Genomic DNA, 22038 nt, shown 5'->3' with positions numbered 1-22038 from the left:
ATGGGATGAACCATGTCGTTTTCACTTTTTGATCTCAGCGGCAAACGTGCCCTTATTACAGGTTCTTCGCAGGGTATTGGTCTTGCAGTTGCTGGCGGACTGGCTGCGCATGGCGCTGAGGTTGTCCTTAATGGTCGCGATGCTGAAAAGCTTGAAGCTGCGGCTGCATCTTTGCGCGCACAGGGATATGCAGTTGAGACGGCGGCGTTTGATGTGACAAATGCAAACGCCGTTCAGGAAGGCGTGTCCGCGATTGAGAAAAATCAGGGGCCTATCGATATCCTGATCAATAATGCCGGAATGCAGTTCCGCTCACCGCTCGAGGATTTTCCTGCTGATCGATGGGAGCAGTTGCTTACAACGAATATTTCCAGCGCCTTTTATGCGGGACAGGCAGCAGCGCGTTTCATGATTGAACGCGGCAAAGGCAAGATTATCAATATTGCGTCTGTTCAGAGTGAACTCGCTCGTCCGGGCATTGCACCTTATACCGCAACCAAAGGCGCTATAAAAAACCTTACCCGCGGTATGTGCGCAGACTGGGCGCGTTATGGTTTGCAGATCAATGCCATTGCGCCGGGCTATTTCAAGACACCACTCAATCAGGCCCTCGTGGACAGCGAAGAGTTTTCGTCATGGCTGGAAAAGCGCACCCCCGCAGGACGCTGGGGTGATGTGGAAGAGCTGATCGGAGCAGCAGTGTTTTTGTCTGCACCGGCATCGTCATTTGTAAATGGACACACTCTCTATGTTGATGGCGGAATCACCACTTGCCTCTGATTTAACATGGCCAGCCCCTGTCATTGTGATGGGGGTTTCCGGCTGCGGTAAATCATCAGTCGGACGTCTTCTCGCGGACTATCTTCAGGCCGAGTTTATTGAAGGTGATGAGCTGCATTCACCGGCCAATGTTTCAAAAATGCAGGCTGGTATTGCGCTCAATGATGATGATCGCTGGCCCTGGCTTGATGCAATCGGCAGCAGGCTTGCCGCAGCGCCAAAAGTCGTTGTCTCCTGTTCAGCATTGCGAAAAACTTACAGAGATCGTCTGAGAGTTTCGACGGGGCGCCCGCTGAAATTTGTTTGCCTGCATGGGCCAAGACAATTGCTGTTTGATCGCATGTCAGCGCGCCAGAACCATTATATGCCGGCAGCATTACTCGATAGTCAGCTTACAACGCTGGAAATTCCGACCGAAGAAGACGATGCGATCATCGTCGATATTGAGCGTTCGGTCCAGAGTATCGTTGATCTTGCGCTGCCTCTGGTCGCCAGCAGGCGCTAACCAACCTTTCCGAAATTATTACGGTGCACACATGTCTAAACCTCAAATTCTCCTGATGGGCGCTTATCCTGAATGGGACCTCGCTGATCTTGAAGCACAATATCAGGTTCATAAGGTCTATGAAGCGCAGGATCGGGATGCTTTTATCGCTGAGCATGCGCCCGAAATCCGCGCAATCGCGACCCGTGGAGAACTTGGTGCATCAGCAAGTCTGATGAAATCATTGCCGAAGCTGGAAATCGTTTCCTGCTACGGTGTGGGGACTGACGCGATTGATCTTGAACATGCGCGCGGCGCTGGCATTCGGGTTACTAATACGCCTGATGTTCTGACCGCTGATGTCGCTGATCAGGGCGTTGCATTGCTGCTCGCAACTGCGCGTAAGCTGCCACAAGGTGATCGCTTTGTACGTGACGGCAAATGGACCAAAGGCAATATGGAACTGGTAACGCGCGTCAGTGGTAAACGCGTTGGCGTAGTTGGATTTGGACGCATCGGCGCGGCCGTTGCAAAGCGACTGGCCGCATTTGACTGTGATGTCGCTTATTTCAGCAGAAGCCAGCGCGATGGCGTTGCCTGTCCTTTCTTCCAGAATCTTCTTGAAATGGCGAAATGGTCGGAATTCCTGATCGTCACGCTTTCAGGTGGTAATGCGACCCGTAATATCATCGACGGCGCTGTATTAGAGGCGCTCGGTGAACAGGGCATTCTGGTTAATGTTTCGCGCGGTTCGACCGTTGATGAAGCTGCACTGCTTACGGCGCTTGAAGGCAAAACAATCAAGGGTGCAGGGCTCGACGTCTTCCTGAATGAGCCAAATATCGATGAGCGCTTTTTTGCTCTTGATAACGTGGTTCTGCAACCGCATCACGGTTCGGGCACACTCGAAACGCGTCAGGCAATGGGCAAACTCGTGCGCGACAATCTGACTGCGCATTTTGCCGGTTCAGCCCTGCTTACCCCGGTTGTTTGAGGGAAACCCATGAAAGCTATTGTCATTCACGCCGCAAAAGATTTGCGTATTGAGGAGCGGGAGACTGAAACCGCAGGTGCCGGACAAGTGGAAGTGAATATTGAAGCGGGCGGCATTTGCGGCTCCGATCTTCACTATTATAACCATGGTGGCTTTGGCGCGGTTCGCGTGCGCGAACCGATGATCCTCGGACACGAAGTCGCCGGAACGGTCGTTGCTCTTGGAAGTGGTGTGTCCGGTCTTGCCATCGGTGATCGGGTTGTCGTCTCGCCAAGCCGTCCATGTGGCGATTGCGAATATTGTCAGAAAGGGATGCAGAACCACTGCTTTAATATGCGCTTTTATGGCAGTGCAATGCCTATGCCGCATATTCAGGGCGCATTCCGCCAGCGATTGGTGGCTGAACAGGCACAATGCTTCAAGATTGCTGAAGATATTTCCATCAATGAAGCAGCAATGGCTGAGCCATTTGCCGTGACCTTGCATGCGGTTGCGCGCGCTGGCAGCCTGCTGGGCAAGCGCGTTCTGGTTAGCGGTTGCGGACCGATCGGTGCGCTGGCTATCATTGCGGCACGTGCGCATGGTGCCTGTGAGATCGTCGCGACCGACGTTATGGATGCGGTGCTGGAAAAGGCTCTTGCGGTTGGTGCAGATAAGGTCATTAATATCGCGAAAAACCCGCAGGCGCTTGCTGCCTACGCAGCGAATAAAGGCTATTTCGACGTCCAGTTTGAGGCATCCGGCAATGAACAGGCCATCCGCAGCGGGTTGGATGTATTGAGGCCGCGCTCGGTTCTGGTGCAGCTTGGACTCGGTGGTGATATGTCGCTTCCGCAGAATACCATCGTTGCAAAAGAGATTGAATTGAAAGGCACATTCCGTTTCCATGAAGAATTTGGTCTGGCCGTTGATCTGATCAATACGAAGCGCGTCAATCTCAAGCCACTTCTGTCGGCTGTTTATCCGATTGAGGACGCAATCAAGGCATTTGAAATAGCCGGAGATCGTAGTCAGTCTATGAAAGTTCAGCTAAGTTTCTGATGCAGGATGGAGAAAGAGGCTTGCGCAACCATGCGCAAGCGCTCTTCGGGACAAGAATTGAAAATGGAGAATTTCGATGTCGCAAGCTGAAATAGGCCTGATCGGCCTCGGCGTTATGGGGTCTAATCTGGCGCTGAATATTGCTGAGAAGGGCAACCGTATCGCTGTGTTTAATCGCACAGTTGAAGCGACACGCAAGTTTTATGCGGATGCTGGCGAGCTTCAGAGCCAGATTATCCCATGCGAAACAATCGAAGAATTCATCGCTGCCATTCGTCCGCCGCGCCCGATCATTATCATGATCAAGGCGGGTGAAGCCGTTGATCAGCAGATGGATGCGCTTGCTGGTCATCTGTCCGATGGCGATATTATGATCGATGCGGGGAATGCAAACTTCCGCGATACGATGCGTCGTTTTGAAAGCCTCAAAGAAAGCGGTCTGACCTTCATTGGCATGGGTGTTTCCGGCGGTGAAGAAGGCGCGCGGCATGGTCCTTCGATTATGGTCGGCGGCACAGAGGAATCTTACAATCGCGTTCAGTCGGTTTTGAAGTCGATTGCTGCGAAATTTAATGATGAACCATGCGTCGCGTGGCTTGGTGAAAATGGCGCGGGTCATTTTGTGAAGACCATCCATAATGGCATTGAATATGCCGATATGCAGATGATCGCTGAAATTTATGGTGTCCTGCGCGATGGTCTGGGCATGTCGGCTGCTGAAATCGGAGAAGTTTTCGGCAAGTGGAACAAGGGACGCCTGAATTCCTATCTGATCGAAATTACCGAGAAGGTGCTGGCTGCAAGTGATCCGGCCACTGGAAATCCGGTTGTCGATATTATCCTTGATAAAGCAGGGCAAAAAGGCACCGGAAAATGGTCTGTTATTGAAGCGCAGAATATGGGCGTTGCTGCGACCAGCATTGAAGCTGCTGTTGCTGCGCGTTGCATTTCCTCGCTCAAGGAAGAGCGTGTCGCTGCGGAAGATACTCTCGGACTGCCACCTGTGCCTGCTTTGTCAGTTGCTGATAAGGCGGCTTTCATTGATGATCTGGAAAATGCTCTTCTGGCAGCCAAAATTGGCGCTTATGCGCAGGGATTTGCGACGCTTTCCGCCGCATCGCGGGAGTTTAACTGGAACCTGCCAATGCCAACCATCGCCAAGATCTGGCGCGAGGGTTGCATTATCCGCTCGCAGTTCCTTGATGAGATTGCGAGTGCATTTGAAGCTGCGCCAGATGCCGCCAATCTTATTGTGACACCGGCTTTTGCCGCGCTCATTAATGAAACAGACGGCGCATTGCGGCGCGTTGTTTCGACTGCTGTACTGGCTGGATTGCCAGTGCCAGCGCTCGCATCTGCACTTGGATACTTTGACAGCTATCGTCGTTCGCGCGGCACAGCCAACGTCATTCAGGCACAGCGTGATTTCTTTGGCGCGCATGGTTTCGACCGTGTTGATGGCAAGGATATTCACCACGGCCCATGGGGCAGCCACGCCTGATAAATCAGGACCATTCGTTAAAAAGCCGCAGAGCGCATATCGCTCTGCGGCTTTTTCTTTTTGGGAACTTAGTTCAGCGTCTGAGGCCAAAGCATGTATCCCAAAAGTGGTAACCGGTTTTGGGATAAAGACATGCTTAAAACAAAGAGATAGAGTGAGCGCAGTGGACACGATTAACCGCGACTCTAGTGCAGTATCTGGTTCAGGAACAGCTTGGTGCGCTCGTGTTGCGGATTGTCGAAGAACTCAGCTGGCGCATTTTCTTCAACGATTTGGCCCTGATCCATAAAGATAACGCGGTTTGCAACCTGACGCGCAAAGCCCATTTCATGCGTCACGCAGATCATGGTCATGCCTTCATCGGCAAGGCTGACCATCGTATCCAGCACTTCCTTGACCATTTCCGGGTCCAGTGCCGAAGTCGGCTCATCAAACAGCATCACCTTCGGGTTCATGCAGAGCGCTCGGGCAATTGCCACACGCTGCTGCTGACCGCCCGAAAGCTGGCCCGGATATTTATTCGCCTGTTCCGGAATCTTCACGCGCTTCAAATAGTGCATGGCGATTTCTTCCGCCTGCTTCTTTGGCATTTTGCGCACCCAGATCGGTGCCAGCGTGCAATTTTCCAGAATGGTCAGATGCGGGAAGAGGTTGAAGTGCTGAAACACCATACCAACTTCACGACGCACTTCATCAATCTTCTTGAGATCATTGGTAAGCTCAATGCCATCAACGATGATCTGGCCCTTCTGGTGTTCTTCCAGACGGTTGACGCAACGGATCATGGTTGACTTGCCGGAACCCGAAGGGCCAGCAACAACAATGCGTTCGCCGCGCATAACTTTCAGATTGATATCACGCAGAACATGGAATTCACCGTACCACTTGTGCATGTTCTTAATCTCGATGACCACTTCGGTCTGAGTGTCAGTTAGTTTATAAACTGAAGCATTCATAGCCATAAAACCTCAATCGTAAAAGTTTGCCGGAGTTTCTAGGGCGTGTCGCGCTTAATCGTAACCACTGCGCTCGCTCTAACTCTTTGTTTTAGGAATGTCTTTATCCCAAAACCGGTTCCCACTTTTGGGAGACATGCTCTAAGTCTGACACAGGTCTGCACGTCAGTGCGCGCGTTTGACCGCTGACAGAAACTTCTGGACCTCATCGGGAGCACCGGAAGAGAAGAAATCTTCAGGCGCTGCATTCAGACCCAGTTCTCCGCTTTTTAAAAACCAGATTCGATCAGAAACATTGCGGGCGAAGCCCATTTCATGCGTGACGCACATCATGGTTATGCCCTCATCGGATAGCCTTAAGAGCAGTTTCAGAACTTCCTTCACCATTTCAGGATCAAGTGCACTGGTCGGCTCATCGAGTATAAGCACTTCCGGTCGCAATATCAGCGATCGGGCGATCGCGACGCGCTGCGACTGGCCGCCGGATATATCAGCCGGTAAAGCATTGGCTTTGTCGGGAAGGCCAACACGCTCCAGCATTTCCATAGCTATTGGCAAAGCCTGCTTCCTTGACTGCTTCTTTAGTCTGAGCAGAGGAAGCATGACGTTTTCAACGACACTGAGATGCGGGAAAAGATTGAATTGCTGGAATACAAATCCGATCCCGGTTCGTAATTTATTCACGTCGACTTTCGGGCCGTGAATGTCATTGCCCGACAGGGTAATCTTTCCGGATTGGATTTCTTCAAGTCGGTTGACTGTGCGTACCAGCGTGGACTTTCCTGAGCCGGACGGGCCACATAAGACGATGGTGGTGCCTTTTTCCACTGTAGCAGTGATGTTCTTGAGAACTTGCTGCGTTCCATACCACTTTGAGACGTCATCAAACTCGATCATGCTGCTGCCTCCACAATAACGCGTCCTGTGCGTTTGTTAGAAACGCGTCTTTCAAGCCAGTTGGTCGCCTGGCTGAGCATGAAGCAGAGGATAAAGTAGCTGGCAGCCAGCAAACCGAAGATCTGCATCGGCTTGGTTACTTCATTGGAGTTGACCTGCAACATAACATAGGAAAGTTCAGGGACAGCAATGATAGATCCCAGCGACGATTCTTTAATGATAGTGGTCAGCTGATTAACAATGCCCGGTATGACATTGAAAAGTGCCTGTGGCAGAATAATACGCAGCGTTGTTGGAATATAGCCAAGCCCCAGTGCTTCTGCGGCTTCTCGCTGTCCTTTTGGAAGGCCTTCAATACCCGCAGCAATGATCTCGCCAAGATAAGCCGTCTGATAAATAACGATAGCAACAATCAGCGTAAGCGTTGCGTCTATGGGAACACCAATAACGACAGGCAGGGCGAAATAAGCCCAGAAGATCAGCATAAGCAGTGGTATCGCGCGCACGCAATTGACAAAGCCGGTTGCGATCATCCGCAATGGTTTTGATTTTCCCGTGCGGGCGAGGGCGATCAGAACACTGCAGGGGAATGTGACGATAAGGCTGGAAAAGGAAATGATCAGGGTGAGTGCGAGACCGCCCAGCTTACCGTGCGGATATTCACCAACGAGCAGCATCAGCCCGTAATCCTGGAGAATTTGCAACATTATTTTACTCGCAGTTCAAAACGCTTGGAAAGGACAGATGAAATCCACATGATTGCAAAAGAGATCGCCATGTAGATTGCAGTGGCTGCGCCATAAGCTTCAAAAATCCGGAAGGTCTGCTCTTCAATGTAGCGCGCCTGATAGCTCAGTTCAGCCACGCCGATAGCCGCAGCAAGGCTTGTTGCCTTAAACAGGATCAGAGTTTGGCCAAGCAAAGCAGGCAGTGCCAGTCGCCACGCCTGTGGAAGAATAACCCAGCGCATTGCTCCGAGATAGTTTAGCCCGATAGAGCGAGCGGCTTCCATTTGTGCCGGATGAATTGCGCGCAGACCACTGCGGAAGTCTTCGGACATATAGGCCGCTTTGTTCAGCGCCAGCGCTATAATAGCGTAGCCGATCTCAGCGCCAATATCGTTAAGGTAGTCATTTACACTTTCCGGCAGAATGTAAGCGAAGCCGAAATACCAGACAAAAAGCTGCACTAGAATTGGTACATTGCGATGGTACTCGACGAACGCCGCAACCAGAAACTGGGTAGGCTTAAATTCGATAGCCCGTATGACTGTGAGGACAACTGCCAGTGCAAGACCGATGATCCACGACAGAGCAAACAGGATCATCGTCGTATTCAGCCCCTGAAGGAGAAGGTATAAGTAATCCCCCTCCAGGACCTTTGAAAAGTCGAGTTGGTAACCCATGCTAAATGCCTATTATGATTTTGTTCTTACTGATCCAGCCAGCTCGATTGTGGCTTGCCGAACTCGAATTTACGCGTTGCTTTCAGGTCGGAATCTTTGCCAAGCCATTTATCATAAAGCTTATGGCCTTCATCGGACGTTTCGAGTTCAGCGAGAAATTCATTGATGGTTTTGAGGAGCTCGGGAGAGCCTTTGCGGATCGCAAAACCGGACGGCATGGACAAAAGAGGCTCATCAAGGAAGCGAAGTGCTTTGATCTTATCGCCTGCGTTACGCTCTACAGCCTTGCCTTCAGAAAAGCGATAGACAGTGGCTTTAACTTTGCCCTGCTGCAATGCAAGAAATGATGCAGCGCTTGTTTCAAATGACAGCAGACGAGCATCCGGCAGTCTTTTTTCCGCCAGAGGAATAAGAACAGAGCCTTTAACCAGACCAATGCGCTGACCGGACAGATCGTCCACGCTTTTGATGTCCGAACTGTCGAGAACAACGAAGTTGAAATCTTCAGCAATGTAGGCACCGCTGAAATCGACCTGCTCGGCTCGCTCTTTGCTATAGCTTAGCAATGAAGAAAGAATATCGACGCGGCCCTGTGTCAGTTCGGCCATACGGGTCTGCGGTGAAACAGCTGTCAGCTGTGGCTCAACGCCGATATGCTTGGCGAGCATCCGGCAGAGATCAATTTCATAACCAGCTGGTTCTCGTGATGTGCGGTCCTGAAAGCCTAAAGGTGGGGAATTCGTCAATACACCGCAATTGAGCTTTCCTGCGGCTTTAATGTCATCAAGCTGATCGGCACTCGCCGAATAAACCGTCGCAGAGCCGAAAAGCATGACTGCGCTCAGAATTATTTTCAGTTTCATAGATACCTCCCAAAACTTGTCCTCAAATCGCTCTTAGGGGCTTTTAGGTATCAAGACAAATATATATAGGAGATATTTAACATATATAAAATGTATGATGAGAGAGTTTTAAAATATGTCTCTGGACCTTCTCAAAATGCGATACTTTGTGAGAATTGCGGAGTTGGGCTCAATTACACGAGCCTCGATGGATCTCGGTGTCGCTCAGCCCGCGCTTAGTTTTCATATGAGAATGCTTGAAGAACAGCTGGGCGTGCAATTGCTTATCAGAAATGCTAGAGGCGTCATTGCAACCGAGGCGGGAATGACACTTCTGGAACACGCGCAATCTATTCTGCGTGCACTGGATAAGGCTGAAGCTGCTACGCGTGAGCAGGCAGAATTTCCGACGGGAGAAGTGTCGCTTGGAATTATCAGTTCAGTTGCGCCGCGCATAGCGGTTCCGTTGATCGAAGAATGTTCAGCCAGATTTCCGAAGATCAGTTTAAGGATTGCGGAGGGAGACAGCCAGACTTTGCGCTCCGGCGTGGATACGGGCATTTTTAATCTGGTCGTCAATCTGCGTGATGTCGCCAAGCCGACTGCTACGCCGCTTTTTGATGAGCCACTCTTTGTTGTGGGGCCTCCGGGATATTTTGAAGCAAGCAAAAAAAAGCTGCAGATTGCAGATGTTTTGGCCTTACCGCTTATTCTTCCGACGCGCCGGCACGGAATACGAATTCTACTGGAGCGAGAGGCATTAAGGCTTGAAATCGATCTGAAAGTCTCTCGGGAGATTGAAGGCGTGGCGACAACAAAACAGGCGATCAGAGCTGGACTGGGTATTACTGTTCTGGGGGAAGGAGCAGTTATGGGAGAGCGAGATCTGTCAGGTTTGTCTGTCCTCCCGATTGTGCCAACCTTGAGAAGGGCTTTTGTACTGGATATACCGTCTGATACCCCCCCAACGCGTGCAGTACAATCCATTGAAGGCATACTCGTAAAACTGTTCCGAGAAGGTTGACAATAAACCGCGGCACTAAGAGCCTGTTCCAAAATGTGTTGAGCGATTTCAGTTGGTTATGATTCAATCGGATTTCTGACATACGATGGAGATCACGATGACCTGGACTGAAACCGCTCGCCGACAGTATGACCGTCGCAATTCGCGTTATGCAAGTGATTTAACGGATGCGGAATGGTTGATTATTGAGCCCCTGATGCCCGCGTCCAAACACCTTGGACGGCCTCGGAAGACCTATCTGCGGGAGGTGGTGAACTCTCTTCTTTACATCGCTTCCTCGGGCTGCACCTGGCGGCTTCTGCCAACGGATTTCCCACCGTTTTCCACGGTACAGAAATACTTTTACCGGTGGCGGGATGAGGGAACACTGAACGCAATCAACAACACGCTCGTGATGGCAGCACGCGAGTTGGCGGATAAGCAGCCTAGTCCTACTGCTGGTGTGATCGATAGCCAGTCGGTGAAAACTACGGAAAGTGGCGGAATACGTGGCTTTGATGCTGGGAAAAAGATCAACGGACGCAAGCGTCATATTGTGGTTGATACACTCGGTTTGATGGTTGGTCTCATGGTTCATTCGGCCGGCATTCAGGACAGAGACGGTGCACCGGGTGTCTTGAAGAGCATTCTCAAACGCTGGCCGTGGTTGCGTCATATCTTTGCTGACGGTGGATACGCAGGACCAAAGCTCAAAGGCCGGTTAGAAAAGGTCGGGAAGTTTACACTGGAAATCGTCAAGAGGACCGATCGCGCTGAAGGTTTTGAAGTCATCCCGCGTCGATGGGTTGTCGAGCGCACATTTGCATGGCTGGGAAGGTGTCGCAGACTGGCCAAAGACTTTGAGAAAACCATCGCTTCTTCCGAAGCGTGGATTTACATCGCAAATATCCGCTTCCTTACGCGGCGTATCGCAAGAGCCTGATATCGTTACATTCATTATGATTCAGGCTCTAATGATTTGTGTGTATAACAGATATTGTCGAAGCAGATATAAATAAATAGCGTGACTGTTGAACCTGGGTCAATTGCAATTGTATACAGGGTGGATAATTCTTATAAAATAATATATCACATATTATAGATAATAATTTTATTAAAATATTACTATATAATATCCTATTGAGCACACGCCATATATTTTTTATAATAAAATATATGGCTAACTCTTGAAATAATAGTTATAAATATATATGTCATATTACAAGAATTTTATTATGTGAGAATTACTGTAAAAGCAAATGGGGTATTAAAATTGAACCGGAACATTTTTCTTTTGGTGAATTAATTTTATCACAAATGTTAAAAAAATATACAATTGAGCAATGTTACATCACAAAAATAGGGGGGGCTATAGAAAATGGTTTAGATTACATCGAAATTTCGTTAGAAAAGATAGATTCATATCACCTTTATCTTTTGTGTCGGCGCCCGCGATGGCAGTAAAAATACATATAAATGATCATTCTCGGCATTTGTAGATATAAATGAGCAAGAAATTATTGTATTAAATACAGATTATATAAGTGTATATACAGAAAAATATCCATCAATTTGTATTTTTGGAATAGTTTAATGGCATAGCCAAATATATTTTCTTTTTTTGGGGGAGCGCTTTTAAAATTCCGATCCTGAACCAATTTGGAGACGATCAAACTGCAAAGGTTATATTACTGACTGCTTTTCAGTTTTTCAACAATGCCGGACATCCCGTCTTCGACCCTATGGTGGTCATGCAAAAAATAAACTGGGTCGATGGTCCATAAATTTTCAAGTGTGCTGCTAAAGGTTAGAGCAATCGCCATGAATCTTGACTGGCAATCAATACATCGCCCAATTACAGGGGCCAGTGGTTCATATCCCTTCAAGTGTTTATGGAGCCACATTGATGCTGGTGAGGAGCCGAATGCAGATTGTTGCTCAAATCATGGATAAATTTGTGACCCGGTGAGCAGAGAAGCTCACCGGAATTACCTTAATTTTCACGTATTAACCCATGCTCGACTTAAATATGCAGCTTTGCGATTTCCTCAATCCCTGCAGCATCAAGTTTGTAATGACGATAGAGATGTGTGGGCGGCGCGATGAGGCTGAATTCATCCATTATTCCATGACGTACCAGCCTGGCTTTTGATGGCTGCTCCGCCAATACTTCCGCCACTGCCGAGCCAAGTCCGCCAAGGATATTATGCTCTTCAACGGTCAGGATAATTTTCGAATATTTAGCAGCTTCCTGAACGGCTTCGACGTCAAGTGGCTTTATTGTATGCATATCAATGAGACCGACTGAATGGCCTTTTTCGTTCAACGCTTTGACCGCAGCCTTGGCACCATGGACGGCCATACCACAAGCGATGATAGTGACGTCTTTGCCCAGTCCATGAACCTTTGCCTTGCCAATCTTGAACGGCTCGCCAGCCTCGTAAACGACTGGATCCTGACCGCGTCCGGTACGGAAATAGATCGGCTGTGCGTAAGTAGCGGATTCGCGCAAAAGTGCCGCATATTGAACGCCGTCGGACGGCGAAATAACCGTCAGATCAGCAATTGCGCGCATTGTAGAAATATCTTCCGTGGCGTGGTGGGATGTACCATAAAACCCCATAGATATGCCAGTGTGGTGGCCGATCAGACGTACGGGTTGTGCACAATAAGCGACATCCATGCGAATTTGCTCACAAGCAAGCAAGCCGAGGAATGATGCGAAAGTGGCTACATACGGGATCATTCCCGTTGTTGCTATTCCGGCCGCTGCAGAAACCATATTCTGCTCCGAAATGCCGAACTGTACAAACCGTTCGGGGAAGCGCTCTACGAAACCAACCAAGCCATTGGAGTGCTGAAGATCGGCCGTTCCTGCGGCAACAGGATGCCCTTGCTCGGCAAGTTCAATGAGTACGTCAGACAGAACCGACAAGGATGGCGCACGCTTGTTGAGGTCGCGATATTGCCAGGACTCAGGTGTGAGATGAGCAGTCATTACTTTGCTCCCGCGTTAAGAATTGTCTGACGAGCATTTTCGGAATCGATTGGCGACAGGTAGCCCAAATGCCAGCCTGGCTCTGTTTCCATATAATCTATGCCTTTGCCCTTGCTGGTCTTAGCAATGATGCAACATGGCTTAGTACGCTGCTTGTCGGCTTTCACCTGTCGGAGCAATTCGGTCAGAGCAACGATATCGTGACCATCAACGACATGTACTTCCCAGCCAAATGCGCGCCATTTTTCATCCAAAGGTTCAATAGCGATAACATCGTCAACTTTACCATCAAGCTGATAACCGTTGCGATCAACGATGGCTATTAGGTTGGATAGCCCATGGCTTGATGCACCCAATGCGGCCTCCCACACCTGGCCTTCCTGCATTTCACCATCTCCGAGCAGGACAAAAGCGTTGAAATCCTGCTTTTGCATGCGCGCACCAAGGAGCATTCCTGCGCCATTAGACAGAGCGTGACCGATGGAACCCGAGCTGAAATCAACACCGGGAACTTTTCGCATATCAGGATGATCGCCGAGCGGGCTGCCAAGCCGGGTGTAATCATCGAGCCAAGATTTATCGAAGAAATCAAGATCTGCCAGAATAGGGAACAGCCCGACCGCAGCGTGGCCTTTACCCATCAAAAACCGGTCACGATCGGCCCATTTTGGTTCGCCGCGCCGAATATTCATTACATCATAATACAAAGCCGAAAAAATCTCAGCGCATGAAAACACCGATGAATAATGGCCAACCTTAGCAATGCTGATCAGGCGGATCGTTTCCAGCCTGACGAATTCTGCTCTGTCCGTGAGAAGTTCGATCTGCTCACGTGTTAATTCTGTATTTTTCATAATTCGATCCAAGAACGCTGTTTCACCTTATTGAACATCAAGCAGTCAGCATGCGTGGCGCTATTCTGACGGCAGCGAGAAAGGTCAATATCCCTCCGCGACGCAGCACTAAGGAGCATGCTCCTCCCGCACTTTAGAAGCGCACTAACGAAGTAACAGCGATTCCGATATTCGTCAACATATCATGCATCATATATGATATAGTTTTGTCTTTTAATGGGTCTTTAAGATTGACGCCGATAAAATATCATGCATCATTAGTACTGGCTCTTGCATATGATTTGGGAGAATTAAGAGCTTCGAAATCCTGCACGCGCAGTTTTTCAATACTGGGAGAAAATAATGCCAATCGACGGGCGTACTAAGGTCCTCGTTCATCTATCATATCCATCAAAGCATCTAAAAACGCCGGCACTTTTCAATGCGCGTTGTGCCGAACGCGGTATCAATGCTGTGCTCGTGCCCTGGCAGGTCTCATCTGATGATCTTGGCGCTCACATAGCGATGCTTCGCTCTGCGCAGAGCGTTGCCGGAATGATCGTGACTATTCCTCACAAAGAAACAGCAGCACGTCACTGTGACGTTCTGGAAGGTGTTGCTGCCGATTTACTTGTCACAAATGTCATTCGCAGAGGTGAAGATATGAGCCTGACTGGCCGGATGCTTGATGGTATTGGCTTCGTTATGGGATTGAATGATAAAGGGCTCAACCCTCGTGGTAAAAAGACACTGCTGGTCGGTGCTGGCGGCGTGGCGATTGCAATTGCCGAAGCCCTTCTTCGGGCAGATATCAGCGAACTCGTTATTGCAAATCGCACATCAGCCAAAGCTGAAGTACTTGTAGCAAGGTTGACTGCCCTTTACCCTGGAACCCCGATCAAAGTTGGTCCGGCTAATGCTGAAAGTTTTGATCTTGTCGTGAATGGCACAGCACTCGGCATGAAGCCGGGCGACCTGCTGCCGGTCGACATTGAGACAATTGGTAAGGGAACAGTTGTTGCGGAGGTTATTATGGAGCCCGCGAGAACATCTCTACTGAATGAAGCCAAAAAGCGTGGTGCTATTATACACGAAGGTTCGCACATGCTTCGGGGTCAGATCGATGCCTTCATTGATTTTGTACTCATGGATCCATCCTCCCCGGATCTGACCCCAAACTCCTGAAAATTCCACCTGCAATTTCAACTGAGTGAGTAAGACTATGATAATTTTTGGCGCACCTCAGCGTTATGTTCAGGGCGAAGGCGCTCTCTCAACTATTGGCGCAGAACTTGCCAATATCGGAAAAAATGCAGCTTTCGTCGTCGATAAACGAACACGGCCAATCGTTGAGGAAATTATCCTTAACTCTTGCCAGCAGGCTGACGTAACGGCGACTTTTCTGGACTTTGGCGGAGAAATTACCTACGCAGAGATTGAACGCCTCGCGGCTCTTTCTTCCGGGAAAGAGTTTGATGTAGTTGTCTCTGCGGGCGGAGGTAAAGCTATTGATACGGGTAAGCTGCTAAGCCGCGCGATCAATGCAGCTTTTGTTTCCATTCCGACTATTGCATCCAACGATTCACCAACCAGCCATATTGCAGTGGTTTATGATGAAAATCACAAGCTGGTGGGCGTTGAAGAGAATAAGGGTAATCCTGAGCTTGTGCTTGTCGATACCGCGATCATCGTCAAGGCCCCAAAGACGTTTCTATCAGCTGGCATTGGCGATGCGTTCGTAAAAAAATTCGAAGTTGAACAATGTATTGGAGCGAACGGGAAAAACGTATTTGGCGCTCAATCTCCACGCACTGCGCTCGCTCTTGCACGTGCTTGTTATGACACTCTGCGCGAACATACAGAAAAGGCGTTCGAAGCGGTCGACAAAGGCAAGACGACACCCGAATTTGAAGCCATCGTTGAAGCATCAGTACTTATGAGCGGTCTCGCTTTTGAAAGCGGTGGCCTCTCCGTTTCTCATGGCATGACCCGCGGTCTTTCAGCTATTCCAAATGTGGCCGATGCCTTGCATGGACATCAGGTCGCTTATGGTTTGCTGGTTCAATTGGTGCTTGAGGGGCGAAGCGAAGAGTTCATGAATGATATTCGCGGGTTCTACAGATTAGCAGGCCTGCCTTTGAAACTCGCAGCCCTCGGCCATAAGGGCACCAGCAACTCCGATATCGATACAATTTCAGAACTATCTGCATCAGCAGTGCATATGAAGAAGTTCGAAAAGCCAATCACAGCAGCTGACATTGCCAACGCAATTGTAGAAATCGAGGGATGGTAAGATAATGGCACACGAAAACATGATCTTAGACCAGTTTTCTCTTCATGGAAAAGTTGCTCTCATTACGGGAAGCGGACGTGGCATTGGCTTTGCGCTGGCTCAGGGCTTCAGCCAGGCTGGTGCGACAGTCATCATCAACGATATCAACCCGGAAACCGCGAAAACGGCAGCCGCCGCTCTCAATGATGCTGGCGGCAAGGCTTTTGCACTTCCCTTCGATGTAACGGACTTCGATGCGGCGGAAAAGGCCGTTGATGCTATCGTGGCGGAACATGGCCGCATCGACATATTGATGAATAATGCAGGCATCCTGATCCGACAGCCTGTTGAGGCGCACGACATGAATGCGTGGAATAAGGTGATCAACATCAACCTTTCTTCCCTTTACGCTTTGGCACGAGCCTGTGCGATACATATGAAGAAACAGAAGTATGGTCGCATCATTTCAACGGCCTCTGTAATGGCCATCAGTTCGCGCCCCGGTGTCATTTCCTATGTCGCAGCAAAACATGGTGTCGTCGGGCTTACACGTGGCTTAGCCGCAGAGCTCGGACCCGACAACATTACAGTTAATGCGATCGGTCCCGGTTATATTCTTACGGAGATGAACTCAAAAGTTCTGAACTCAGCTTTTGAACAGCAGGTTATCGATAGGACACCACTCGCGCGCTGGGCAAAACCTGAAGAGCTTCAGGGAGCCGCTGTTTTCTTAGCCTCAGATGCAGCAAGTTTCGTTACAGGGCAGGTTTTAATGGTTGATGGTGGGATGACGTCAAATTCCATCTTGACACCAAGTGTTGATCTGGGGTTGGCGAGCTGATGGCGACTATTATTGACGTGGCCGATGTGCGGGTTGACCAAATACGGATTCTGCATGCCCGTGTGCCACTGCAAAATCCAGTCAGACTTGGTAATGCCGTCATTGCTTTGCGGGATTATGTTTGTGTCGAAATCACGCTCACCAGTGGTGAGAAAGGCTACGCGACTGGATACGAGCGTAATCTACCGCTTTTTGAAGTAACGCAGACAGCAGCACGTTCTTACATCGGAGCAACGGCCAGTCGGCGAGCTGCACCGAAGCTAGCAGCGCTTGGTGCCACGCCTGCACCCCGCGCTACAATGGTCCGCGGAGCAAGCCTTTGCGATATTGCTCTCACCGATGCTTGGTGTAAACATCTGGGTCAGCCTCTTTGGGCTGTGCTCGGTGGCGTTCGTGATCGCGTCCCGGTCATGCCAGTAATCGGCTATGGTATGTCTGCTGATCTTGCGGCCTCGCAAGGTGGGGATTTGTGCAAGCGCGGCTTCCGAAATATAAAATTGATGATTGATGGCAACAACATCGATGAAGACAGAACAGTCATCGAAGCATTGAGCGGCGCTTTGCCCAAAGGTCATGGATTTGGCATCGATGCGCACTGGTCCTGGAAAAACCTCGCGGAGGCACTGCCCTATTGCCGAATGGCGGAGAGCCTCGGAACACGCTTTATTGAGGACCCTTTCGCTCCAACGCAGTGGCGAGCAATTGAAGAGCTTTCACGCAAGCTCGATACGCCTCTGGCCGTTGGTGAAGATGTCATTGACCTTCAGGGCTTCAGAGATGTTGCACAGTGCGGAGGGATACTTCGTATCGATGCATCGGTCAGCGGAGGGATTTCCGGAGCTGCCGATGCTGTCGTATTGGCAAAAGCACAGAACTTGCCGGTGATACCTCATGTTTTCCCGTTTCTGCACGCGCATATTGCTTTCGCCAATGAGACTGTTGAAGCCGTTGAAATGATCATGCCTGAGGTCGGAGCAGACCCAATCTACGATTTTTACACACATTATCCGGTGATTGAAAACGGGGAACTGCTTGCAGATACGAAGCCGGGTGCCGGAACCGACATCAATTGGGAAGCGCTCGCAAAATACAGCATAAAACAAGAAAGTATGAAATTATGACAAAGCATGATGCTCATCAGACCCAGTGGGGAAGGACATCGTTTGACCATACCGGGTTCATAACTTCTAATATTGAACGATCAGTCAAATTCTGGACCGAAGTGATGGGTTTCGAGGCCCAGCAAATTGGCGAGCGCAAGAAGCCGTGGATCGCGGATTTCATGGGTGTTCCTGGTGCGGAAGTGCGGCTTGTTCATCTCTACGGTCATGGGGCACATATTGAGTTTATAGAGTTTCAGACAGCAAGAGGGGAGGCCATTCGACCGGCAGGTAATCAACCCGGTGTCGCACATGTTTGTCTCCGCGTCGAGAATCTGGATCCTCTCATCGCACGGATCAGCCAGAATGGTGGAGCATCACAGGGAAAACTGACTGAAATCACAGAAGGTATTGCAAGCGGTCTGCGAGGGCTTTACATGCGAGACCCAGAAGGCATTCTTATTGAACTTGTTGAATTGGCAAAAGAATGAGAGGGGAAAATGGCTGGTAAGCAGATATCGCGCGAAAGCCTTTCGCTGCAGCTTTATAATAACTTGCGCAATTCCCTCATGGATGGCCAATATGCGCCGGGTCAGCGTCTAACCATCTCCGGAATTGCTGAAGAATTTGGAACCAGCATTACCCCGGTTCGGGAAGCGATTTTTCGTCTGGTGAGTGAGCGTGCACTGGATGTGCGCGCTGCGACCTCTGTACAGGTGCCGGATCTAAACTTCGCGAGCTTACGTGAAGTGCAGGCTATTCGTATGCAATTGGAAGGACATGCAGCTTCAGTTGCAGCTCTCAATATTACACCGGCCCAACTTCGTGAACTAAAATCGTTGAATGCGAACTTTATAAAAGCTGTCAAGAGTAGTCCTACGAAAGCTTCTAACCTTAATCGTGACTTTCACTTTGCGGTGATGTCCTATTCCAATATGCCGATCGTAGTTAACATTTGCGAAAACATGTGGGTCCTGATGGGCCCATTTTTGCGCTTGTTTCACGACAGAATACCAGTTCGCGATCTTTCCAGTGAAGATCACAAGCACTTTGAGATAATTGCTGCTTTGGAGGCAAGAGATGACGCCCGGAGCCGGCGGGCCATGGAAGACGATATCAGGTGGGGGCTCGATCTGATCGAACAACTTGAGCAAGAAATGAGTTCAGTTAATGCTGAAGCTTAACCCTCCCATATTTCTTCTATCTTGAAGCGGAAGATTTAGAATGCTCCAGCGTAATTGCAGGGAGCATTCTTTTTTATGGTTTTGCAATGAAAAACGCCGATCTAATAGAATCAGATCGGCGTTTTATTTTGATATTTTCTTAGGTCATTTAGACAGCATCTCTTTCATCAACAAGGTCACGTCCTATCGTTTCAGGAGCAAGGCAAGCCGAAACAAATGAAATGCCTGCCAGTACGGTGATGTAAAGTGCAATTGGCCACCATGCTTGAAAGGTGGACATCAACGCCGCGCATACAAAAGGAGCGATGCCTGCGCCCAGAAGTCCGCCTATTTCTTTTGATGCCGTGATGCCTGCGAGGCGATAGCGCGAACCAAACATTTCCGCCATCCAAGAAGATGCGATCGCATACATGCCAAGGACGCAGGTACCAAAAGCTAGAACAAATGCTAAAATGATTAGATACTGATTACCGGTATTGATCATGTAGAGACCGGGAAATGCAAAAAGTGTCTGAAACCCTGCGAGGGCCATAAAGACCGGTCTACGTCCATGCCTATCTATGAGTTTTCCGATAATTGGAATGCTAAGATAAGCAAAAATCGATGCGATAACGAGAGCCATAGTGCCGGTGGCTTTGGTGGCATTTGGCAGGGTCGCAATATATCCGACCAGGAATACCTGATAAATAATCGAGGTACCACCTTCGCCAAGACGCAGACCAAAACAAGTCAGAAACGCTTTGCGACCTTGACCAAAAACGCCAGCGTAAATCTGCTTAAGCGATTTGTGCTCCTGCTTTTTAGCGACTTCAGTAAATGTGGCACTTTCCTGAACGCCGCGACGCATCCATAGTCCCCATGCAGCAACCAGGAAGCTTGCAAGAAACGGTAACCGCCATCCCCAGCTTAACAATTGTTCCTGAGGCAATAGGCTGACAGCGAGCCAGACTGTGGACGCGATCAATGTACCTGTATTCGTTCCGATACATAGTAATGACCCGATAAAGCCTCTTCGCTCGACGGGCGCGCTTTCAACAAGCAAAGCGGACGCGCTTGCCAATTCAGCACCAGCACCAAAACCTTGAAAGATACGCATGGTTAACAGAAGTATGGGAGCCCATATTCCTATTTGCGCGTATGTTGGTAGTAGTCCGATGATGAACGTGGACACGCCCATGAGTACAATAGTTATTACTAAGATCTTTTTTCGACCGATCCGATCGCCGAGAGCCCCCAGCCACAACCCACCAATGGGTCTGACGGCGAAGCCTACCGCATAAGTGGCGAAACTCGCCAAAAGGCCAAGTGTTGGATTAATGCTCGGAAAAAAAAGCGTATTAAAGACAGTGGCAGCGGCCAACCCATAAATGACGAAATCATAGTATTCCAGCGCTGTTCCTATAAATCCGGACAGCGTGCTCCTGCGAGAATGGGCAGGATACTCTTTAGCAGCCGTGGTAGTGGCCACATATTCGGTTGAACTCATGTAACTCCTCCAGATATCCATTTGCAGAGTGAAGCGACATGATGGCTTCGGCTCTGCTATACTCCCTATTTGTCTGCATAAGGCCGGTTTTCGATTGTCCTGGAAACAGGTTAAGTCAAAAACGGCGTTGCCAAGATCCTCGCCTGTCCTTTCATCTTCATTTAGAGCGCCTTGCGCCTAACTGGGCGCACCGAGGTCACTATAAGACTTCTTAATTACTGAGCCCCCGGCATGCACCTCAAAGAACATCATATATCATGCATCATCCATTTCCACAATGACTGCTTGCTTGATTAATAGTAAGTTTCATTATAATAATCATGCATCATGCATTATTAAAGGGGAGTTTAATATGCCTGCTGCAGTCCTGCATGGAATGAAGGATCTAAGAATCGAAGAGCGCCCGATCGACGAACTTGGCCCTAATGATGTTTGCGTGAAAATTCGGGTTGGGGGAATTTGTGGATCAGATCTACATTACTTTCAGCACGGCCAGAATGGAACAATCAAAGTCCGTGAACCCATGACTTTGGGACATGAAATTGCCGGAACAATAGAGTCTTGGGGAGATGCCGTCGAAGGCCTGGTTAAAGGGCGGCAGGCAGCGGTGAACCCGAGCAACCCATGCGGTCATTGTAAAGCCTGTCGCTCAGGCAAGGAACTGCATTGTAAAGAAGGTAGTTTCTTAGGAAGTGCGATGCGCTTTCCTCATACTCAAGGCGGATTTAGTTCTTTTTTGATTGTTGATCGTAAACAAGTTTTTCCGGTCGAGGATGACGTTAACTTGCACGATCTTGTGTTTGCCGAGCCACTTGCTGTCTGCCTCCACGCCCTGAGTCGGGCTGGAGAATTAAAAGATAAAAGCGTCCTGATTACAGGAGCGGGTCCGATCGGACTTCTTCTTATAATGCTGGCGAAACATAATGGCGCAAAACACATTATAGCAACTGACATAAGCGATTCAGCGCTATCATTCGCACAAAAATGTGGAGCCGATAAGATCATCAACGTGAGCGACCCTCAAGCTCTCGAAGTATGGATTGAATCCAACGATTTAGTAGAAATTGCGTTTGAATGTTCAGGACACCCCTCTGGGGTAGCCGCAACAATACAATCCTTAAAGACATGCGGAATTCTCGTTCAAGTTGGAATGCTCGGCTCCGAAGTAACTGCACCACTCGGCGCAATTGTCGTTAAGGAAATTGACTTCAGGGGTACGTTTCGCTTCGACAGAGAGTTTTCAACCGCTGTCGAATTGTTGACAGAAAGACAACTTGACGTCAGCGCGCTTGTGACTCACCACTTTGCTATAAGTGATGCCCTCAATGCCTTTGTTACTGCGGGGCAGCGTGACTTAGCAATGAAGGTTCAATTAATATTTAACGATTGCTGATTTTTTCAGCTGTTTTCAGATGTAGCCA

General features: G+C 49.3%; 22 protein-coding genes. 14 read left to right on the top strand and 8 right to left on the bottom strand.

Going from position 1 to position 22038, the window contains the following annotated elements; translation table 11 throughout:
* Window positions 1-12: 12 nt before the first annotated feature.
* The 5 genes from ACOZHT_RS22655 (at window position 13) to gndA (ending at window position 4800) form a co-directional block, all read left to right on the top strand.
* Window positions 13-780 (top strand): SDR family oxidoreductase, encoded by a 768-nt coding sequence (locus ACOZHT_RS22655; protein WP_421566704.1) that lies wholly within the window; start codon window positions 13-15, stop codon window positions 778-780.
* Window positions 749-1285, top strand: coding sequence for a gluconokinase (locus ACOZHT_RS22650; protein ID WP_421566703.1), 537 nt, complete (start codon window positions 749-751; stop codon window positions 1283-1285). The genes ACOZHT_RS22655 and ACOZHT_RS22650 overlap by 32 nt, the downstream gene beginning before the upstream one ends.
* A gap of 31 nt (window positions 1286-1316) precedes the next feature.
* Window positions 1317-2258, top strand: coding sequence for a 2-hydroxyacid dehydrogenase (locus ACOZHT_RS22645; RefSeq protein ID WP_421566702.1), 942 nt, complete (start codon window positions 1317-1319; stop codon window positions 2256-2258).
* A 9-nt stretch (window positions 2259-2267) separates the two neighbouring features.
* Window positions 2268-3299, top strand: coding sequence for an L-idonate 5-dehydrogenase (locus ACOZHT_RS22640; RefSeq protein WP_421566701.1), 1032 nt, complete (start codon window positions 2268-2270; stop codon window positions 3297-3299).
* Window positions 3300-3375: 76 nt separating this feature from the next.
* The gene (gene gndA / locus ACOZHT_RS22635) at window positions 3376-4800 is read left to right on the top strand and encodes an NADP-dependent phosphogluconate dehydrogenase (RefSeq protein ID WP_421566700.1); all 1425 of its coding nucleotides are present in this window, start codon (window positions 3376-3378) and stop codon (window positions 4798-4800) included.
* A gap of 185 nt (window positions 4801-4985) precedes the next feature.
* Here gndA and ACOZHT_RS22630 read toward each other — a convergent pair whose 3' ends face one another.
* The 5 genes from ACOZHT_RS22630 to ACOZHT_RS22610 all read right to left on the bottom strand — a co-directional run bounded on the left by ACOZHT_RS22630 (window position 4986) and on the right by ACOZHT_RS22610 (window position 8921).
* A complete protein-coding gene (locus ACOZHT_RS22630) occupies window positions 4986-5762 on the bottom strand; it encodes an amino acid ABC transporter ATP-binding protein (RefSeq protein WP_421566699.1) in 777 nt (258 codons plus the stop codon).
* A 159-nt stretch (window positions 5763-5921) separates the two neighbouring features.
* A complete protein-coding gene (locus tag ACOZHT_RS22625; protein WP_421566698.1) occupies window positions 5922-6653 on the bottom strand; it encodes an amino acid ABC transporter ATP-binding protein in 732 nt (243 codons plus the stop codon).
* Entirely contained in the window at window positions 6650-7360 is a 711-nt protein-coding gene (locus tag ACOZHT_RS22620) for an amino acid ABC transporter permease (protein WP_421566697.1), read from the bottom strand. Before ACOZHT_RS22620 ends, ACOZHT_RS22625 begins: the two co-directional genes overlap by 4 nt.
* The gene (locus tag ACOZHT_RS22615; protein ID WP_421566696.1) at window positions 7360-8058 is read right to left on the bottom strand and encodes an amino acid ABC transporter permease; all 699 of its coding nucleotides are present in this window, start codon (window positions 8056-8058) and stop codon (window positions 7360-7362) included. The genes ACOZHT_RS22620 and ACOZHT_RS22615 overlap by 1 nt, the downstream gene beginning before the upstream one ends.
* A 26-nt stretch (window positions 8059-8084) precedes the next feature.
* A complete protein-coding gene (locus tag ACOZHT_RS22610) occupies window positions 8085-8921 on the bottom strand; it encodes a transporter substrate-binding domain-containing protein (protein WP_421566695.1) in 837 nt (278 codons plus the stop codon).
* A gap of 115 nt (window positions 8922-9036) precedes the next feature.
* Between ACOZHT_RS22610 and ACOZHT_RS22605 the strand changes: the two genes are divergently transcribed.
* Together ACOZHT_RS22605 and ACOZHT_RS22600 are read left to right on the top strand one after the other, a co-directional pair.
* Entirely contained in the window at window positions 9037-9924 is an 888-nt protein-coding gene (locus ACOZHT_RS22605) for a LysR family transcriptional regulator (RefSeq protein ID WP_421566694.1), read from the top strand.
* Window positions 9925-10021: 97 nt separating this feature from the next.
* Window positions 10022-10846 carry an IS5 family transposase gene (locus tag ACOZHT_RS22600; protein WP_421566693.1) on the top strand — a complete coding sequence of 275 codons (825 nt, stop codon included), beginning with the start codon at window positions 10022-10024 and terminating at the stop codon, window positions 10844-10846.
* Between the two features lie 1080 nt (window positions 10847-11926).
* Here the strand turns inward: ACOZHT_RS22600 and ACOZHT_RS22595 are convergent.
* Together ACOZHT_RS22595 and ACOZHT_RS22590 are read right to left on the bottom strand one after the other, a co-directional pair.
* On the bottom strand, window positions 11927-12901 hold the full coding sequence (locus tag ACOZHT_RS22595; RefSeq protein WP_421566692.1) for a transketolase family protein: 975 nt from the start codon (window positions 12899-12901) through the stop codon (window positions 11927-11929).
* Window positions 12901-13755, bottom strand: a complete 855-nt coding sequence (locus ACOZHT_RS22590) for a transketolase (protein ID WP_421566691.1) — start codon at window positions 13753-13755, stop codon at window positions 12901-12903. The genes ACOZHT_RS22595 and ACOZHT_RS22590 overlap by 1 nt, the downstream gene beginning before the upstream one ends.
* Before the next feature lie 342 nt (window positions 13756-14097).
* On the opposite strand from ACOZHT_RS22590, the gene ACOZHT_RS22585 reads away from it, so the two are divergent.
* The 6 genes from ACOZHT_RS22585 to ACOZHT_RS22560 are packed head-to-tail and all read left to right on the top strand — an operon-like array spanning window position 14098 to window position 19131.
* Window positions 14098-14919 (top strand): shikimate dehydrogenase family protein, encoded by an 822-nt coding sequence (locus ACOZHT_RS22585; protein WP_421566690.1) that lies wholly within the window; start codon window positions 14098-14100, stop codon window positions 14917-14919.
* Window positions 14920-14956: 37 nt separating this feature from the next.
* Window positions 14957-16027 carry a glycerol dehydrogenase gene (locus ACOZHT_RS22580; RefSeq protein WP_421566689.1) on the top strand — a complete coding sequence of 357 codons (1071 nt, stop codon included), beginning with the start codon at window positions 14957-14959 and terminating at the stop codon, window positions 16025-16027.
* A gap of 4 nt (window positions 16028-16031) precedes the next feature.
* The gene (locus ACOZHT_RS22575) at window positions 16032-16847 is read left to right on the top strand and encodes an SDR family NAD(P)-dependent oxidoreductase (RefSeq protein WP_421566688.1); all 816 of its coding nucleotides are present in this window, start codon (window positions 16032-16034) and stop codon (window positions 16845-16847) included.
* On the top strand, window positions 16847-17968 hold the full coding sequence (locus tag ACOZHT_RS22570) for a mandelate racemase/muconate lactonizing enzyme family protein (RefSeq protein ID WP_421566687.1): 1122 nt from the start codon (window positions 16847-16849) through the stop codon (window positions 17966-17968). Before ACOZHT_RS22575 ends, ACOZHT_RS22570 begins: the two co-directional genes overlap by 1 nt.
* Window positions 17965-18438 carry a VOC family protein gene (locus ACOZHT_RS22565; RefSeq protein WP_421566686.1) on the top strand — a complete coding sequence of 158 codons (474 nt, stop codon included), beginning with the start codon at window positions 17965-17967 and terminating at the stop codon, window positions 18436-18438. Before ACOZHT_RS22570 ends, ACOZHT_RS22565 begins: the two co-directional genes overlap by 4 nt.
* 9 nt (window positions 18439-18447) lie before the next feature.
* Complete coding sequence (locus tag ACOZHT_RS22560) at window positions 18448-19131, top strand: GntR family transcriptional regulator (protein WP_421566685.1); 684 nt, start codon at window positions 18448-18450, stop codon at window positions 19129-19131.
* 148 nt (window positions 19132-19279) lie between these two features.
* Here the strand turns inward: ACOZHT_RS22560 and ACOZHT_RS22555 are convergent, their stop codons facing one another.
* The gene (locus tag ACOZHT_RS22555; RefSeq protein ID WP_421566684.1) at window positions 19280-20617 is read right to left on the bottom strand and encodes an MFS transporter; all 1338 of its coding nucleotides are present in this window, start codon (window positions 20615-20617) and stop codon (window positions 19280-19282) included.
* A 352-nt stretch (window positions 20618-20969) separates the two neighbouring features.
* Between ACOZHT_RS22555 and ACOZHT_RS22550 the strand changes: the two genes are divergently transcribed.
* On the top strand, window positions 20970-22010 hold the full coding sequence (locus ACOZHT_RS22550) for an L-idonate 5-dehydrogenase (RefSeq protein WP_421566683.1): 1041 nt from the start codon (window positions 20970-20972) through the stop codon (window positions 22008-22010).
* The last annotated feature ends 28 nt before the right edge of the window (window positions 22011-22038 follow it).

Source organism: Ochrobactrum sp. EDr1-4 (assembly GCF_049199085.1).
Taxonomy (GTDB): domain Bacteria; phylum Pseudomonadota; class Alphaproteobacteria; order Rhizobiales; family Rhizobiaceae; genus Brucella.
Note: the sequence above shows the minus strand (reverse complement) of the source record. Positions and strands in the feature narration are given on the sequence as shown.